Genomic DNA, 15639 nt, shown 5'->3' with positions numbered 1-15639 from the left:
GTCAACCTACGGTTACAGGCTTTTGTCGATTCTGCCACCAGTTTTACACATGCTTAATGATTCTGGCTATGCCAGTAAGGCGGGGTTTGGTATAAAGACATTATTCGTCGTACGAGAATTCATTTTCATGTCAAAACTTACGTTAGGTTTTTCTACCAAGATTATTCTCTTATTAATTAGCGTTCTTGGTATTGCCGGTTGTCAGATCGAATCTGAGCCGAAAAGCGTTCTGGATCAAATCCGTGAACGTGGTGTGCTACGCGTGGGCACGTTAAACAATCAACTCTCTTATTATATTGGCCCTGATGGCCCCGCAGGGTTAGATTATGAATTGGCTCGTGAGTTCGCAAATCAACTCGGTGTCCGTTTAGAAATTAAGCCAGCTTACCGATTATCAGGCTTATTCCCTGCCCTTAAAAAAGGCGAAATCGATCTTATTGCAACTGGCCTAACCCAAACTTCTAAATTAACACGTTCGTTTAGAGCTGCGCCGACTTACTACTACGTCAGTCAACAAGTGGTATATAAGAAAGGACAATGGCGTCCGAGGAACTTAGAGCAGCTGATTCAGTATGAGAGTAAGCGCCAAGCTGAACATTTAGAAGATAATCAAGATGCCTTAGACCCAGCGCTTGTTATCGTGAAAGAATCGCACTTTGAACCGACCTTACAAGCGATTCAAAAACAAAACCCAGAGTTAATGTATAAATCTGTCGGCAACGCAGACGTTAACGACTTATTACGCCGAGTCTCTAACGGGAAATTACAATTCACCGTTGCTGACTCTGTTGAACTTTCTTTAGCACAGCGCCTCTACCCAGATTTAGCGTTGGCATTTGAACTGACCGAAGATCAGCCTATCTCTTGGTACTTGAATAAATCTGAGGATGAGAGCTTATACGCGCTGCTAATCGAGTTTTTCGGCAACTACAAACAATCTGGTGAACTGGCTAGCTTAGAAGAAAAATACATCGGTCATATCGGTAGTTTTGACTATGTTGATACTCGCGCTTTTATTCGAGCACTCGACAGCAAGCTGCCAAAGTGGTCCCCACTTTTCCAAGAATATTCGAAAGAATTCGATTGGCGCTTAATCGCGGCATTAGCTTATCAAGAGTCCCACTGGAACCCAGTAGCTAAGTCTCCGACAGGCGTTCGTGGCATGATGATGTTAACCCTGCCAACCGCGAAAAGCGTAGGAGTGACTAATCGTCTTGATCCTGAACAATCCGTTCAAGGCGGAGTCGAATATTTACGCCGCATTGTAAAACGAGTACCTGACTCCATTTCCGAACATGAAAAAATTTGGTTTGCCCTTGCCTCGTATAACGTTGGCTTCGGCCATATGATGGACGCGCGTCGTTTAACTAAAACTCAAGGTGGTGATCCTAATGCATGGGGCGACGTAAAAGATCGACTGCCACTACTCAGACAGAAAAAATACTACAGCAGAACTCGCTATGGTTATGCTCGAGGCGATGAGGCTAGAAATTACGTTGAGAATATTCGACGTTATTACCAAAGTATCATTGGCCATGTTGATAAGCAGATCCTTGCTGATCAGCAAGATGGCATTGACGACTTAACGGTCATCCCACCGCTAGCCCTACCATCAGCAGCGGTAACAACGATCAGCGCGGCGCAAGCTGCGATTAGCGAAGCCCAAACCAGTAAGTAGACAAAAAACAAAAGAGCAGTGTGATACGTACATTGCTCTTTTTTTATCTTAAAGGAAGTCGAACCAAAATGACTGTGTCATACTTTGGTAACAATAGAGTTCTATAACAGCTGACAATTGATTTGCAGCTCGCTGTAAGTCTTAAGCCAAATCCCAATTAGTAGTAGGAATTCGCTCATGATGAAACGTAAGATCCAATCAAAACGACTCAATAAAACCGTCGCAGCCAATCGCCGCAAGCGCATGTTGTCGAACAATAAGAAAAAGATAATTTGGCGTAATCGCGCTTTTATGCAGATGATTGCGGAGTAAGCTCAACTCTCAATCCGCCGCTTTTATCATGATAACGGGTTAACTGTTATTCCCCGTTCACTTTCCCATTGTTCTCATCAATCAGCCGCTGCTGCTTCTTTTTATCTTTAATTTCTTTGCGCCTACGTTTGAAGAATGCCTGTAACTGATGGCGGCATTCATCTTCCAATAAACCGTGTTCTACGTCGGCATAATGGTAGGCGGCTTGGTGCTCAAAAAGATTCAGCACTGTACCCGCTGCCCCTGCTTTAAGATCTGGCGCCCCAAAGACAATACGCTTCACTCGGCTGTGTAACAAAGCTCCTGCGCACATTGGGCATGGTTCTAACGTAACGTATAAAGTGGTATCCAATAACCGGTAGTTTTCTAGCTCTTGCCCTGCCCTACGCAACACCTGCATCTCAGCATGAGCAGTCGCGTCGTGTTGACCGATTGATTGGTTCCACCCTTGAGCGATAACCTCACCCTCTTTAACCAATACCGCACCAACAGGCACTTCACCTTCTTCTTCAGCACGTTGTGCTAGCGATATTGCCATGCGCATGAAATGGTGGTCTTGTTCTGTAAACTGGCTTGGTGGAGGTACGGATTCTATGGACACGAGGTTACTCACAGCGAAGATAAATGAAGACGAATTATAGCCTCATCTCGCCTATAACAAAACGCCCAGCAATATAGCTGGGCGTTATTCACTCGTTAGTGCACTAAGATTAGAAACCTAGTGGTAGCCCAAAAGTGAAGAAACCAATCAGTACTGCCGACCACAATGTCAAAAATGCCACTGAGTATGGAACCATAATGGCAATCACATCACCGAAAGTCAGCTCCGGTTTGTACTTACGCATAAACGCTAGAACAACACCCGCATAGCTCATCATCGGCGTAATAATGTTCGTTGAAGAGTCTGCAACGCGATAAGCCGCCGTTACCAAGTCTGGAGTCATGTTCGGGTTTACTTGGTACAACATAGGAACAAAGATAGGCCCAAGCAGCATCCACTTAGACGTCAGTCCACCTACGAATAAGTTAATCACAGCAGTTGTTAAGATAAAGCCTAGTAACATCAGAGCCGGGAATTGCTGTAAACCTAGAGACTGTAAGAAAGTCGCCCCAAGGTAAGTGACGTATGTACCTAGACCAGAGTAGCTAAGTAGCGCTAAGAAGTTGTAACAGAAGAAGGTCAGTACCAATACGTAACCCATGGTGTTCATCTGCTTCACCATGGCGCTCACAACATCTTGTAGCTTTTTGAACTTACCCGTTGCCACACCAAAGCACAGCCCAACCATCGCAAAAACTAAAGAGATAAGCAGGATGATGTTATCAAGATAAGGCGTTACTTCTTTGCCAGCTTCATTAGTGTACGGCGCTAGTGGGCCAACCGCTAAACCATATATACCAGCCAAAGTTACAAGCAAACCAAGCCCAGCCCAACGAAGTCCTTTTTGCTCTTTTTGGGTCAGTTCAAATTCGTCAAAATTCACTTCTTCAGGTAACTGATAAGACATTTTTTCTAAGCGAGGAGTAATAAAGCGCGTGGTTACCCAAGCTCCCACAATCGCCAATAGGAATGTCGATACCAAAACAAAGAAGTAGTGCATGGTTGCTGGATTAAGCGCTTCACCATTACGTCCAACGAATGGCACATTTTGCGACTCTGCAAAAATCTTAGCGTTAACGCCTAACACCACATCAACCGGTGTCGCTGGTAGCAAGTTAGCACTAAAGCCCGCGGAAACACCGGCAAATGCCGCTGCCATACCAATCAGAGGGTTTTTTCCAAGGCCCGCATACAAAAGACCAGCCAATGGGATTAGAACTAAGTAGCCTGCATCAGCAGCAATCGAACTCATGATACCCAGAAACACGACTAGCAGAGGTAGCAGGCGATCACTAATTTTAAGGCCAACCTTTTTGATGACAGCCGTCAGTAGACCTGAGTTCTCCGCAATCCCCACCCCAAGCATCACAATCAAAATGACACCAAGTACACCGTGACCAAACGCTAACCAGTTTTGCAATAACGCATTCTCAAACATCCAACGGAAGTTCTCGGTGGCTAACATGTTTTTAATAGAGAACTCTACCGCTTCTCCACCCTTACCCATCGTTTCGAAGCTCACGCCATCCATTAGGCTAGTCAGCACTAAAGACATCGCAAACAAGAACATGAAAATGATCACCGGATCAGGGATTTTTTTACCTGCTCGTTCAATGAATCCGATTACGCCAGAAGGCTTATCCTCTGCCGCTGCAAGCTCACTCATAAATTACATCCTAAACTTTAACTAAGTCACACTTATAAAATGGGCCGGAACAATAACAAACAGAAAATATGCTGTAAAACCTACATATCACTCAGCTGAAACATATAAATCTACCCAATCGAGGTTTATTGGTCGATAACTTCAAAAGCACATACCACCACACATCGTTAATGTTTATCATAGTTATATTTATAGAATTTAAAACCATTAATGCTTATTTAACACAATTAAACGAACCATAAACAACCCATTAGCCAGCATTATCTTTCACTCAAAAAACAAAAAGCCTCGCTAATAAGCGAGGCTTTTTCTAGAAGTATAAAACGTCCGTAGATTACATAGTGTAAGTGTACGGAGCGTTGATACCTAGTGGAATACCTAGTGCCCAGTAAGCCAGTAGGAACACTGTCCAACCAATTAGCATTGCGATTGAGAATGGCATCATTAGTGACGCTAACGTACCAATGCCTGTCGACTTAACGTAACGCTGACAGTAAACCACGACTAGTGGGAAGAACACCATGAGTGGAGAAATGATATTCGATACTGAATCACCAACACGGTAAGCCGCTTGAGAAAGCTCAGGTGAAATACCTACCGCCATCAACATTGGAACGAGGATAGGACCAATCAATGCCCATTTCGCAGATGCAGAACCAACCAATAGGTTAACGAATGCAGTAAGTAGAATCATACCAACGATGGTCGCTTGACCCGGAAGGTTCATCGCTTTCAAACCTTCAGCACCGTATAGCGCAAGCATAGTACCAATGTTTGATTGACCGAATGCTGACAAGAACTGTGCACAGAAGAACGACATTACAATGTAAGCGCCCATTGTGGACATTGTCTCAGACATTGATTTAATTACATCGTTGCTGTTTTGGAACTTGCCAGAAACACGACCGTAAACAATGCCAGGGATGATGAACAATACAAAAATCAGAGGAACAATAGATTGCATCAGTGGCGCTGAGAATGCAGTGATCTCACCTTCAGGAGAACGAAGTGCAGAGTCTTCAGGCATCACAGCAAAAATAAGCGCAGCGATACCAGCAACCATAGCCCAACCAGCGTAACGGAATGCTTTCGATTCAATAGCAGTGAATGAACCTAGATCCGGAGCTTCTTCAGCATCTTCATCGATAGGCGTATTTGCTAGACGCGGCTCGATGATTTTCTCAGTTACGTACCAACCAATTGCTACAACAACAACTGAAGATAGACCCGTAAATAGAAGGTTAGCTAGAGGGTTTACAACATATTCAGGATCAAGAACGTTTGCTGCTGTTTGCGTGAAACCAGCTAACAGAGGATCGATACCAGAAGGGATGAAGTTTGCAGAGAAACCACCAGATACACCAGCAAATGCTGCTGCGATACCCGCTAGAGGGTGACGACCCGCCGCGTGGAAAATAATACCGCCCAGTGGGATAACCAGTACGTAACCAGCATCAGCTGCCGTGTGCGACACGATAGCCACCAAGATTAACATTGGTGTAAGAAGCTTAGCTGGCGTGAAGTTAAGCATTTTCTTAAGGCCTGTTTGAATAAAGCCTGAAGAATCTGCAACACCAACACCTAGCATCGCCACAAGTACAATACCTAGTGGTGCAAAGCCAGTGAAAGTGGTTACCATGTTCGCTAGGAAACTTGCTAGCGCTTCACCAGTTAGAAGGTTGTTTACTTGTAGAGCATCACCCGTTCGAGGGTTGATTAGATCGAATGAAACATTCGACAAAAGTGCAGATGATACCCATACAATAACTAACGCCCAGAAGAACAAAATCGCCGGATCTGGGATCTTGTTACCTGCACGCTCAATGAAGTTTAGAAAGCGATCCATACCACTGGTTTTGCCAGTATCTGGGGCTTGTTTTACAGCTTGGTTACTCATCGTAACTCCATATGTGATGTTGTTTATTTAGGTCTAATAAAAGTAATGACCATGACCTATTGGTACAGCACATATTCTATTAAAAGAACCAATAAAAAGCACAAGATCCCACCAACTTTTCCATAAATGGAGACATATTTTGCAAAAAAGCCATAGTTGCACAACAACCTAAAAACAATAAAAACACCATTTCATATACAGTTATTTAACCAGCACGCAAACAATGTCTGAGGGATGCAAACTATCATCACATTGAGATTATTATCAGTATGAATCAATCAAACTCACTGTATTTGGACAACATGGTTTCGAGGGTTAAACTCTGAGTGATGTTCAATCGATCTGTCCAAGTGACCGTCACGTTTACACTCTTTAATGCGCCAGATAACACCCCGCTAACATCAACAACCGAACAAGAGTAGTCATAACCAGAACCCGCTAGCCCACTAAGCGAGTTAGTATGACTTACATTCAAGCAATGCTCCGCCAAACCCAACTCACTAAAAGCAATCAAGCCTACAGCGCCACTTACATTCTCTGCACGTGTCCTGTAATACTCCATTTGCCGCTCTGCAAAATGCAACGCTTCAATACTTTGAATGGCGTAGTCGGCTTTTTGTTCAACATAGACTTGCAACTTCACTAAACCAAGAGCGGACACTCCAATTAACAAAAATGAAATAAGCACCTCTATTAAGCTGAATCCTTTTTGTTTACAGATCATTCCAAGAACCTTTTTGCCACGCATATGTTGGAGGTGGATCGATTGGGTTAGCTGCAGAACGAAAATCTAAATCCATATCCCCAACAATCGTGGAAACACCTGATGGAGCATCAAAGATAAGGCCTCCGGCAGGTAGCCCTGACGCGAATTGAATACCAACGCTTTTATTCGGCACACTAGAATCGTGAATAGGCTTAATGAAAGGAGCAAACACATTAGGAGTCGCCAGCCCTTCCCAAAAGTCATCGATGCGATTCTTCACATCGGTATTTTGATAATCAACTAAGTGGTAAATAACGCCGTTGTAGGCCATTGCGCCATTGAGTGCGAACACACCATCTTGAACAACAAGTAGCTGAGACATATTACTGATGGCTGCCACTGCGCTGTTAATATGGCAGTTGCCTTTTATCCAAAGTCCTTTCGTTTGGCCGGCGGTAAAGTGATTAGTAATCTCAGTGCCACAATTTGTCGCATTAGAGAGCACAACACGAGTGAACCTATCGGTGTCTTGAGATAAATCTTCGATGTTTTGTGCTGTTTTAGGTAAACCGAAGAAAGTGGGAAACGGGTTCAAATTTGGATCAGGATTAAAATCCTTTTCAAACGGAGCTGGATTTGTGCCATGAAGATCAGGGGCATACATTGAATACACACTTCCCGTCGCTTTCGGTATTATCGTTTTATAGTCTTCATGGCATACGCCATTGAATCCGCTAAATGGTCCATCCGCACTTGGATCTAGCACCTCTAACCCTTGTGCTTGTCCAGAGTCTCCATGAGTAGCGTCATATCGATAGGTGAACTCATCGGCAAACGCAACACTGACACATTCGTATTCATTGCCCGATAAAGGCGCAGCTTTCGCGGTAGGTTTAATACTAACAGTGCCGACCAGTTCTATTGGCCCTGTTGATTGAATCGCACCAGCCCCTGTTAAAGACAGTTCAAGAACCGTTTTATGCAAAGCATAATTATTAACGGAGGCACTCACGGTATAAGCATTGGCCGAACTTGTATCGACTATATCTAGGTTGGGTGATGTGGAATAAGGTGAACAGAAAGTGAGATAGTCAGCCGCATTCGTCGCTGACGTTTTAAGGTCAGAGATGGTTTTGCCCGTCGTGCGTAAATAGGAATAGGTACATTCAATCCCCGCTTCGGCTTTCCAATGTGCTTTTCTTCCGCTTACTTCGTTCTGAGCGACTTTGATTTGATGAAAAACAGTACGATAGTGGCCTAACGTTATGATCAGGACTCCAACAAGAAGAACGGATGTCATTAACAACGTGATGAAGCCACGCTCAACTTCAGCTCGCATTACTGCCAATTCCTCTGCTTAACTTTAATGGTAACTGTCTGAGATAAGTTCGCAGAAGGGATAGATGCTTGAATCGAAATATCTGTAACAGTTGAACTTATCCCTCCGAAAGATAGCTGAGAGGACTGTGTCAAAAACTCATCTACTTGGATAATCTTCTCATCCAACAAAGAATGGCAAGTAGTAACATCACTGAGCGTAAGCAAGCTAGCAGCTGAAACCGTTCCTTTCTCGCAAATTTGGAGTCGCGAGCCATTTTTTCGATAAACGATATTTCGAAAGTCTTTATTATTGTTTGAGCCTTCCAAGTAATAAACAAAGCCTATTGCAGAGCTCCCACTAAGCTGAATCGTGTCCACCGAGCCCGACAGTTTGAGGGACTGTCCATTTAAGCCATCGTAACCCGCTCGTTGAATGTCCTCTTTCATCACTTGCATAGTGCTGGTTAAATTCTGCAATAGCAGCAGTTCTAAACCTTTGTCTTTCGCTACGTTTTGTCCGGTAACAAAAATACTCCCTATTGTTCCAATCGCGAAAATACCGAGTGCCGAAGAAACCAACAACTCAACTAATGTCGCCCCGCGTTGGCTCGACAATGCACTCACGTTAGCATTTTGGGTAGTCATACACTTCACTACTTGAACCACAAAGCTTGATCCGTCCGGGAGGGTTAGATAGCACCAACTTTAAGGCGTTGTTTGAAATAGAGTCAGAAGTCAGCGTAATGTTTCCTGCACTTGGTCGCCCACGTATGCCCTCAAATTTTATCTTTTGAGAAGAATAACTATGGCTAATATTAATATCGCTAAACGGTGTACCATCAAGCTGAAATAACACTTCATTAGCTGAGTTAATCATATCCAAATACCATGTGCCCGCGGCCTGTGGATCATCTTTACTAAAAGAAAACTTCACCCACAAATCTTCATTTCGATTCACCGCTTCTGATTTAGCCTGCACCAGAAAACCATTTAATTCAGACGCCAGCCGCTGAACCTTCACTGTTTTAATAACCGAACTAAAGCTTGGGGCTGCAGAAGCAAGCAAGATCATCATGAGCGAAATAGTGATTAACAGCTCTAAAAGAGTAAACCCGCGAGTCATTTCCCAAAATCCTATGTAATTGAAATTACGATTGAAATAAGCCTTGAAGTGATGCTAGCAGCTATAAAAAATAGGTAGAACAAATTGGAAGGACTACTAGAAATGATTCGAAAAAATGGCTGCAACACCAACAAAGGGGAAGTGAAAGGAATGACATTGCTCGAATTATTGATAGTCGTAGCGATTCTCGCCACCTTGGCAGCCATTGCCTATCCGAATTACACCGACCATATGCTCAAGTCTCAGCGTACGGTAGCACTTGCTGATTTAGCAAAAATTCAACTACAAGTAGAAAGCAATTATCGAACGAACTATATTTCTGCCGCTGAAGGGATCATTTCAGGCAGTACCTGCGCATTTTGTGAGATTGATACGTCTCGATTTACACTGACTATCTCTACTGCGTTAACCGCCTATACCGTGATTGCAGATCCGCTTGGGCCCCAAGAACAAGATCCATGCTTAGAGGTTGGTACAGATAAGATCACCTTATCCCACACAGGGGTACAAACACCAAGTGATTGTTGGAAATAACATAACAGTCGAATTTACGCTCTTTAAAAACAAAAAAGCCCGCATAATGCGGGCTTTTGAAACTGAACTAAACCAATAATTACTTGGTTAGATCATCAAAGAAGTTTTTCACGCCATTGAAAAAGCCTTCAGACTTCGGCTTATGCTTGTTCGCCGCTTCACCACCACACGTCTCTTCAAACTCTTTTAAAAGTTCTTTCTGACGTGAGCTTAGCTTCACAGGAGTTTCAATAACTAACTTAACGATCAAGTCACCGACACCGCCGCCACGAACGCCTTTCACGCCTTTGCCACGCATACGGAACATACGGCCTGTTTGTGTCTCTTCTGGCACTTTAAGGTTAACGCGACCATCTAAGGTAGGTACTTCAACCTCACCACCTAATGCAGCCATCGCAAAACTTACCGGTACTTCACAGTACAAGTTGTTACCATCGCGTTCAAAGATGTGGTGCTCTTTTACATGAACCTGAACGTATAGGTCACCCGCTGGTGCGCCCATTTCTCCCGCTTCGCCTTCGCCAGACAAACGAATGCGATCGCCAGTATCCACACCTGATGGGATTTTAACGTTAAGTGTTTTCGTTTTCTGTTTACGACCTTGACCGTGACAAGAATTACATGGGTCTTTAATGATCTTGCCTTTGCCGCTACATGTAGGACATGTTTGCTGTACAGCGAAGAAGCCTTGACGCATTTGAACCTGGCCATGACCATGACAAGTGCCACAAGTTGTCGCAGAAGAACCTTTTTTCGCGCCACTACCGTCACACGTATCACATTCAACTAATGTCGGTACTTCAATTTCTTTAGAACAACCACGAACAGCTTCTTCAAGAGATAGCTCCATGTTGTAACGTAAATCTGCGCCACGTTGAGCACGTTGTTGACCACCGCCACGACGGCCGCCACCAAAGATATCGCCAAACACGTCACCAAAGATGTCACCGAAATCGCCTTGACCACCGCCGAAGCCGCCGCCACCGCCCATTCCACCTTGTTCAAAGGCTGCATGGCCGTATTGGTCGTAAGCTGCTTTCTTCTGAGAGTCAGTTAAAATTTCGTACGCTAATTTTACTTCTTTAAACTTTTCTGCAGCGCTCTCATCACCCTGGTTACGATCTGGGTGGAATTTCATTGCTAAGCGCTTGTACGCTTTCTTAATATCGCGCTCTGATGCATCGCGGCTAACGCCTAATACTTCGTAAAAATCACGTTTTGACATGTTCTAAGTCACCAAATAATTGCCACTACCGAATCATCTATTTCAGTAGTCTGTGTATCAATCTAGATAAAAGTTCTGTCGGCTCCGACACCGAATAAAGCTATTATCTAGATCGACAGCCTAATTACAAATTTACGGGCGTGAGAGTTACCTCTGACGCCCGCAATCTATTTCATGAAGAAAGGAAGCTTTATGCAAGCTTCCTAGCAAGGAGAATTACTTCTTCTCGTCTTTAACTTCTTCGAATTCAGCGTCAACAACATCGTCGTCTTGCTTAGGTTGCTCGCCCGCTTCCGCGCCAGCTGCTTGCTGTGCTTGAGCTTGCTGTTGAGCAATTTCCATTAGCTTTTGAGCAGCTTGCATAAGTTCTTGAACTTTTGCATCGATAGCTTCTTTGTCATCACCAGATTTAACTTCTTCTAGTGCTGCGATAGCCGCTTCGATCTTCTCTTTCTCGTCTGCAGGTAGAGCTTCACCAGCTTCTTCTACTTGCTTCTTAGTGCCGTGGATCATTTGGTCAGCTTGGTTACGTGCAGTTACTAACTCTTCGAACTTCTTGTCCGCTTCTTTGTTAGCTTCTGCTTCTTGTACCATTGCTTCGATCTCTTCCTCAGACAGACCGCCTGATGCTTGGATAGTGATCTTCTGCTCTTTACCCGTCGCTTTATCTTTCGCAGATACGTTTAGGATACCGTCAGCATCTAGGTCGAAAGTTACTTCGATTTGTGGCATGCCACGTGGTGCTGGTTGGATACCTTCTAGGTTGAACTGACCAAGAGACTTGTTGTAAGTCGCTTGCTTACGCTCACCTTGTAGTACGTGGATAGTTACCGCGCTTTGGTTGTCTTCAGCTGTAGAGAACACTTGATCCGCTTTTGTAGGGATAGTTGTGTTTTTCTCGATTAGCTTAGTCATTACGCCACCCATCGTTTCGATACCGAAAGATAGAGGAGTAACGTCTAGAAGTAGTACGTCTTTAACGTCACCAGCTAGTACACCACCTTGAACTGCAGCACCCATTGCTACTGCTTCGTCAGGGTTTACGTCTTTACGAGCTTCTTTACCGAAGAACTCAGCAACTTTAGCTTGAACCATAGGCATACGAGTTTGACCACCAACTAGGATAACGTCAGTGATTTCGCCTACAGATAAATCAGCATCCGCTAGAGCAACTTTTAGAGGCTCAAGAGAACGTTGTACTAGGTCTTCAACTAGAGACTCAAGCTTCGCACGAGTCACTTTGATGTTCATGTGCTTAGGACCAGTCGCATCAGCAGTAACGTAAGGTAGGTTTACGTCAGTTTGAGTAGTAGAAGAAAGCTCGATTTTCGCTTTTTCCGCTGCTTCTTTAACACGCTGCATTGCTAGTGGATCAGTTTTAAGATCGATGCCTTGCTCTTTCTTGAACTCATCTACTAGGTAGTTGATCATACGGTTATCGAAATCTTCACCACCTAGGTGAGTGTCACCGTTAGTAGAAAGAACTTCGAAAGTCTTCTCGCCTTCAACTTCGTCAATCTCGATGATAGAGATATCGAAAGTACCACCACCAAGGTCGTAAACAGCGATAGTGCGGTCGCCGCCTTTTTTGTCTAGACCGTAAGCTAGTGCAGCTGCAGTTGGTTCGTTGATGATACGTTTAACATCAAGACCAGCAATACGACCAGCATCTTTAGTTGCTTGACGTTGAGCATCGTTGAAGTAAGCAGGAACAGTAACAACTGCGCCAGTTACTTCTTCGCCTAAGAAGTCTTCAGCTGTTTTCTTCATTTTCTTAAGAACTTCAGCAGATACTTGAGGAGCAGCCATTTTTTGGCCTTGCGCTTCTACCCATGCATCACCGTTGTCAGCCTTAACAATGTTGAAAGGCATGATTTCGATATCACGCTGAACTTCTTCATCTTCAAAACGACGACCGATTAGACGCTTGATAGCGAATAGTGTGTTTTGAGGGTTAGTTACCGCTTGACGTTTCGCAGGTTGACCAACTAGCGTTTCGCCGTCTGTATATGCGATTACAGATGCTGTTGTACGTTCGCCTTCAGCATTTTCAATTACGCGTGGTGCGTCGCCGTCAAGAACAGCAACACAAGAGTTAGTAGTACCTAAATCAATACCAATGATTCGACCCATCAGGCTATCTCCGAATAAATTCTATTTAGTTTTTGCTATACCCACTATGTGGGGGTGGTAATCAGGGATTCAACCCTAATACACAAAATTAAAATGCAATGTTTTGCTTTCGTATGCCCAATAGATAAGGGCGTGCGAAGCCATTTCAAGGGCACTTTTTGAATTTTTTTAAATTATTTCTAAATGCCTCAATGCACATAAAAACGAAAAACGGAGCCGAGTGGCTCCGTTTCATATTAAGTAGGTTACTTAATTAAGCATTAGCTTGAACTGGTTCAGCTGATTCTTCTTTATCTACACCGATTTCGTTCTCAGATTTCGCAACGATAGTGTTTACCGCAGTATCACCAACAACGTTAGAAGAAGTACAGAACATATCATTAATACGGTCAACAGCAGCGATGATAGCTAGACCTTCTGGTGGTAAACCTAGTTGGTGTAATAGAACACCTACCATTACAACACCACCACCAGGAACACCACCAGCACCGATAGACAGTAGCAAGATAGTTAGACCTAGAGTGAAGATATCAGCAGTGTTGATTGGCTGACCAAATGCGTTTGCTACGAACATAGTTGCCAATGCGATGTAAATAGATACACCAGACATGTTCATTGTTGCGCCAAGTGGAACACCGAAGCCCGCTACTGACTTAGAAACGCTTAGTTTCTCAGTCAAAGTACGCATTGTTACAGGAATTGTTGCGTTCGAGCTTGCAGTCGATAGAGAGAAAAGGATCTGCTCACGAGTTGCACGTAGGAACTGCTTAGGAGAAATACCTGTAAATGCACCTACCATCATTGGATAGAAGAAGAAAATCCAGAATACTAGCATTGCGACTACTAGCGCTACGTAACCCGCAACAGACATTAGCGTGTTTGCATCTAGCGTTGCACCAAGCTGAATCATCAACGCGAATACACCGAATGGCGCTAGGCTCATCACAAGGCCGATAAGCTTCATCATGATTTCGTTAGCCATTTTGAAAGTCTTGATAGCTGGGCCACCACGAGAATCAAGAGCTTGGATAGCAAGACCAGTCAAAATTGCCATGAAGATGATTTGTAGCATGTCGCCGCTTGCAAACGCTTGAACAGGGTTGCTTGGAACGATGTTCACTACTAGAGAGAAGATGTCTGGCGTTTCAGTTGTCGTTAACTGAACCGTTTCAGAAATCGTACCCGCAAGGTCTGCGCCAGCACCTGGCTGGAAGATAAGACCAACAGTTAATGCAGCAGAGATCGCGATGATGGTGTTAATAATGTAAAGAGCAAAAGTTTTACCACCTAGACGACCGAATGAGCGAATGTCTTTCAGCTCAACAATTCCACATACGATAGAAACGTAAACCAGTGGAACAACCAGTAGTTTGATTAATGAAACAAACATACCGCCGACACCTTCTGCTAGACCTAGCAGATAAGTATCAAATACTGCAATACCGTTAAAAAGATACTGAATAGCAGTACCAATAAGTAGGCCGGCGAACAAGCCTACAAAAATCTTACTTGAGAGCGATTTATCCATCGTTCTTCTCCAGTTTGTTGTGTTTATAAATTGTACTTTTGTAGTTATATATGCGAGCAATATCGCGATATTGCAGAGGATTTTACACACAGAAGTAACAATTAAAAGCATTTTTTTACAAAAAAATTACAGATGTGACATCAGAGCATTAACTTAAAAACAACTAGTTTCATAACATTTAACACTAAATGACTGAAATATAGATAATAAACAGAATGATGCTTGATAACTGGTGAAGTGGTTATTTTTTGGGGAGCGGCGTTCAATCGGCATAAAAAAAGAGAGGCTAGAGCCTCTCTTTAAGAATTTTAGTTAGGTAGTGATTTATTTTGCAACCATTACCATCGCAGGGCGAACTACACGGCCGTTTAGCTCATAGCCTTTTTGCATCACGAACATAACTGTGTTTGATTCGTGATCAGGGCTTTCTTGGATAGACATTGCTTGGTGGAATTCAGGGTTGAACGCTTCACCTTCAGGGTTGATCTCTTTAAGACCGAACTTAGCTACTGTGTCTACGAACGTTTTATGCGTTAGCTCAACACCTTCAAGTAGAGGCTTCACCGCTTCGCTTTCAGTATCAGCAGCTTGAATTGCACGCTCTAGGTTATCAATAACTGGAAGAAGCTCTTCAGCAAATTTGTTCAATGCGTATTTACGAGCTTTATCTACTTCTTGCTCGCTACGACGACGCATGTTTTCTACTTCAGCTTTAGCACGAAGAACAGAGTCTTGCTGCTCTTTTACTTTTGATTCGCTAGATAACAAAGCCGCTTCCAATTGAGCGATCTTTGCTTCTTGTTCATCAACCGCTTCTTCTTCATTCAGTTCCGCATCTTCAACTTTCTCAGCTTCCGCAATGATCTGATCTAGCTCTTCTTCAGTGACTTTGTTTTCTTCGTTGTTCATGATCTCT

The 15639-nt window shown here is 43.6% G+C and carries 14 protein-coding genes; 3 read left to right on the top strand and 11 right to left on the bottom strand.

Annotated elements, in window-relative coordinates:
* Positions 1 to 127: 127 nt before the first annotated feature.
* Positions 128 to 1678: a membrane-bound lytic murein transglycosylase MltF gene (mltF, locus tag ELZ11_RS20110; protein ID WP_137359171.1), complete on the top strand. Its 1551-nt coding sequence runs from the start codon at positions 128 to 130 to the stop codon at positions 1676 to 1678.
* A 177-nt stretch (positions 1679 to 1855) separates the two neighbouring features.
* The gene (locus tag ELZ11_RS24040; RefSeq protein ID WP_257619199.1) at positions 1856 to 1990 is read left to right on the top strand and encodes a hypothetical protein; all 135 of its coding nucleotides are present in this window, start codon (positions 1856 to 1858) and stop codon (positions 1988 to 1990) included.
* A gap of 46 nt (positions 1991 to 2036) precedes the next feature.
* On the opposite strand, the gene tadA is transcribed toward ELZ11_RS24040, so the two are convergent.
* The 7 genes from tadA to ELZ11_RS20075 all read right to left on the bottom strand — a co-directional run bounded on the left by tadA (position 2037) and on the right by ELZ11_RS20075 (position 9303).
* Positions 2037 to 2591 (bottom strand): tRNA adenosine(34) deaminase TadA, encoded by a 555-nt coding sequence (tadA, locus tag ELZ11_RS20105; protein ID WP_279631086.1) that lies wholly within the window; start codon positions 2589 to 2591, stop codon positions 2037 to 2039.
* A gap of 109 nt (positions 2592 to 2700) precedes the next feature.
* The gene (locus ELZ11_RS20100) at positions 2701 to 4257 is read right to left on the bottom strand and encodes an AbgT family transporter (protein WP_137359170.1); all 1557 of its coding nucleotides are present in this window, start codon (positions 4255 to 4257) and stop codon (positions 2701 to 2703) included.
* Between the two features lie 334 nt (positions 4258 to 4591).
* Positions 4592 to 6154, bottom strand: coding sequence for an AbgT family transporter (locus ELZ11_RS20095; protein WP_137359169.1), 1563 nt, complete (start codon positions 6152 to 6154; stop codon positions 4592 to 4594).
* Between the two features lie 274 nt (positions 6155 to 6428).
* Complete coding sequence (locus ELZ11_RS20090; protein WP_137359168.1) at positions 6429 to 6878, bottom strand: prepilin-type N-terminal cleavage/methylation domain-containing protein; 450 nt, start codon at positions 6876 to 6878, stop codon at positions 6429 to 6431.
* A complete protein-coding gene (locus tag ELZ11_RS20085; protein WP_137359167.1) occupies positions 6868 to 8199 on the bottom strand; it encodes a hypothetical protein in 1332 nt (443 codons plus the stop codon). Before ELZ11_RS20085 ends, ELZ11_RS20090 begins: the two co-directional genes overlap by 11 nt.
* Complete coding sequence (locus ELZ11_RS20080; RefSeq protein WP_137359166.1) at positions 8199 to 8825, bottom strand: PilW family protein; 627 nt, start codon at positions 8823 to 8825, stop codon at positions 8199 to 8201. The genes ELZ11_RS20085 and ELZ11_RS20080 overlap by 1 nt, the downstream gene beginning before the upstream one ends.
* Positions 8806 to 9303, bottom strand: a complete 498-nt coding sequence (locus ELZ11_RS20075) for a GspH/FimT family pseudopilin (RefSeq protein ID WP_137359165.1) — start codon at positions 9301 to 9303, stop codon at positions 8806 to 8808. Before ELZ11_RS20075 ends, ELZ11_RS20080 begins: the two co-directional genes overlap by 20 nt.
* 102 nt (positions 9304 to 9405) lie before the next feature.
* Between ELZ11_RS20075 and ELZ11_RS20070 the strand changes: the two genes are divergently transcribed.
* On the top strand, positions 9406 to 9837 hold the full coding sequence (locus ELZ11_RS20070) for a type IV pilin protein (RefSeq protein ID WP_137359164.1): 432 nt from the start codon (positions 9406 to 9408) through the stop codon (positions 9835 to 9837).
* Positions 9838 to 9916: 79 nt separating this feature from the next.
* Here the strand turns inward: ELZ11_RS20070 and dnaJ are convergent, their stop codons facing one another.
* The 4 genes from dnaJ to grpE all read right to left on the bottom strand — a co-directional run bounded on the left by dnaJ (position 9917) and on the right by grpE (position 15632).
* Positions 9917 to 11062 (bottom strand): molecular chaperone DnaJ, encoded by a 1146-nt coding sequence (dnaJ, locus tag ELZ11_RS20065; RefSeq protein WP_137359163.1) that lies wholly within the window; start codon positions 11060 to 11062, stop codon positions 9917 to 9919.
* A gap of 216 nt (positions 11063 to 11278) precedes the next feature.
* Positions 11279 to 13195 (bottom strand): molecular chaperone DnaK, encoded by a 1917-nt coding sequence (dnaK, locus tag ELZ11_RS20060; RefSeq protein ID WP_137359162.1) that lies wholly within the window; start codon positions 13193 to 13195, stop codon positions 11279 to 11281.
* A 253-nt stretch (positions 13196 to 13448) separates the two neighbouring features.
* Entirely contained in the window at positions 13449 to 14723 is a 1275-nt protein-coding gene (locus ELZ11_RS20055; RefSeq protein WP_137359161.1) for a dicarboxylate/amino acid:cation symporter, read from the bottom strand.
* A gap of 324 nt (positions 14724 to 15047) precedes the next feature.
* Entirely contained in the window at positions 15048 to 15632 is a 585-nt protein-coding gene (gene grpE, locus ELZ11_RS20050) for a nucleotide exchange factor GrpE (protein WP_137359160.1), read from the bottom strand.
* Positions 15633 to 15639 lie beyond the last annotated feature (7 nt).

It is taken from the genome of Vibrio profundi (assembly GCF_005281835.1).
Taxonomy (GTDB): domain Bacteria; phylum Pseudomonadota; class Gammaproteobacteria; order Enterobacterales; family Vibrionaceae; genus Vibrio; species Vibrio profundi.
The sequence above is the reverse complement of the archived record's forward strand: the minus strand, read 5'-3'. Positions and strand labels throughout refer to the sequence as shown.

Excerpts from the sequence above, each read along its gene's own strand:
- ELZ11_RS20075 (WP_137359165.1), bottom strand. The coding sequence starts at position 9,303 with ATGACTCGCGGGTTTACTCTTTTAGAGCTGTTAATCACTATTTCGCTC.
- ELZ11_RS20080 (WP_137359166.1), bottom strand. The coding sequence starts at position 8,825 with ATGACTACCCAAAATGCTAACGTGAGTGCATTGTCGAGCCAACGCGGG.
- ELZ11_RS20055 (WP_137359161.1), bottom strand. The coding sequence starts at position 14,723 with ATGGATAAATCGCTCTCAAGTAAGATTTTTGTAGGCTTGTTCGCCGGC.
- dnaJ (WP_137359163.1), bottom strand. The coding sequence starts at position 11,062 with ATGTCAAAACGTGATTTTTACGAAGTATTAGGCGTTAGCCGCGATGCA.
- ELZ11_RS20085 (WP_137359167.1), bottom strand. The coding sequence starts at position 8,199 with ATGCGAGCTGAAGTTGAGCGTGGCTTCATCACGTTGTTAATGACATCC.
- ELZ11_RS20070 (WP_137359164.1), top strand. The coding sequence starts at position 9,406 with ATGATTCGAAAAAATGGCTGCAACACCAACAAAGGGGAAGTGAAAGGA.
- grpE (WP_137359160.1), bottom strand. The coding sequence starts at position 15,632 with ATGAACAACGAAGAAAACAAAGTCACTGAAGAAGAGCTAGATCAGATC.
- ELZ11_RS24040 (WP_257619199.1), top strand. The coding sequence starts at position 1,856 with ATGATGAAACGTAAGATCCAATCAAAACGACTCAATAAAACCGTCGCA.
- dnaK (WP_137359162.1), bottom strand. The coding sequence starts at position 13,195 with ATGGGTCGAATCATTGGTATTGATTTAGGTACTACTAACTCTTGTGTT.
- ELZ11_RS20090 (WP_137359168.1), bottom strand. The coding sequence starts at position 6,878 with ATGATCTGTAAACAAAAAGGATTCAGCTTAATAGAGGTGCTTATTTCA.
- ELZ11_RS20095 (WP_137359169.1), bottom strand. The coding sequence starts at position 6,154 with ATGAGTAACCAAGCTGTAAAACAAGCCCCAGATACTGGCAAAACCAGT.
- mltF (WP_137359171.1), top strand. The coding sequence starts at position 128 with ATGTCAAAACTTACGTTAGGTTTTTCTACCAAGATTATTCTCTTATTA.
- ELZ11_RS20100 (WP_137359170.1), bottom strand. The coding sequence starts at position 4,257 with ATGAGTGAGCTTGCAGCGGCAGAGGATAAGCCTTCTGGCGTAATCGGA.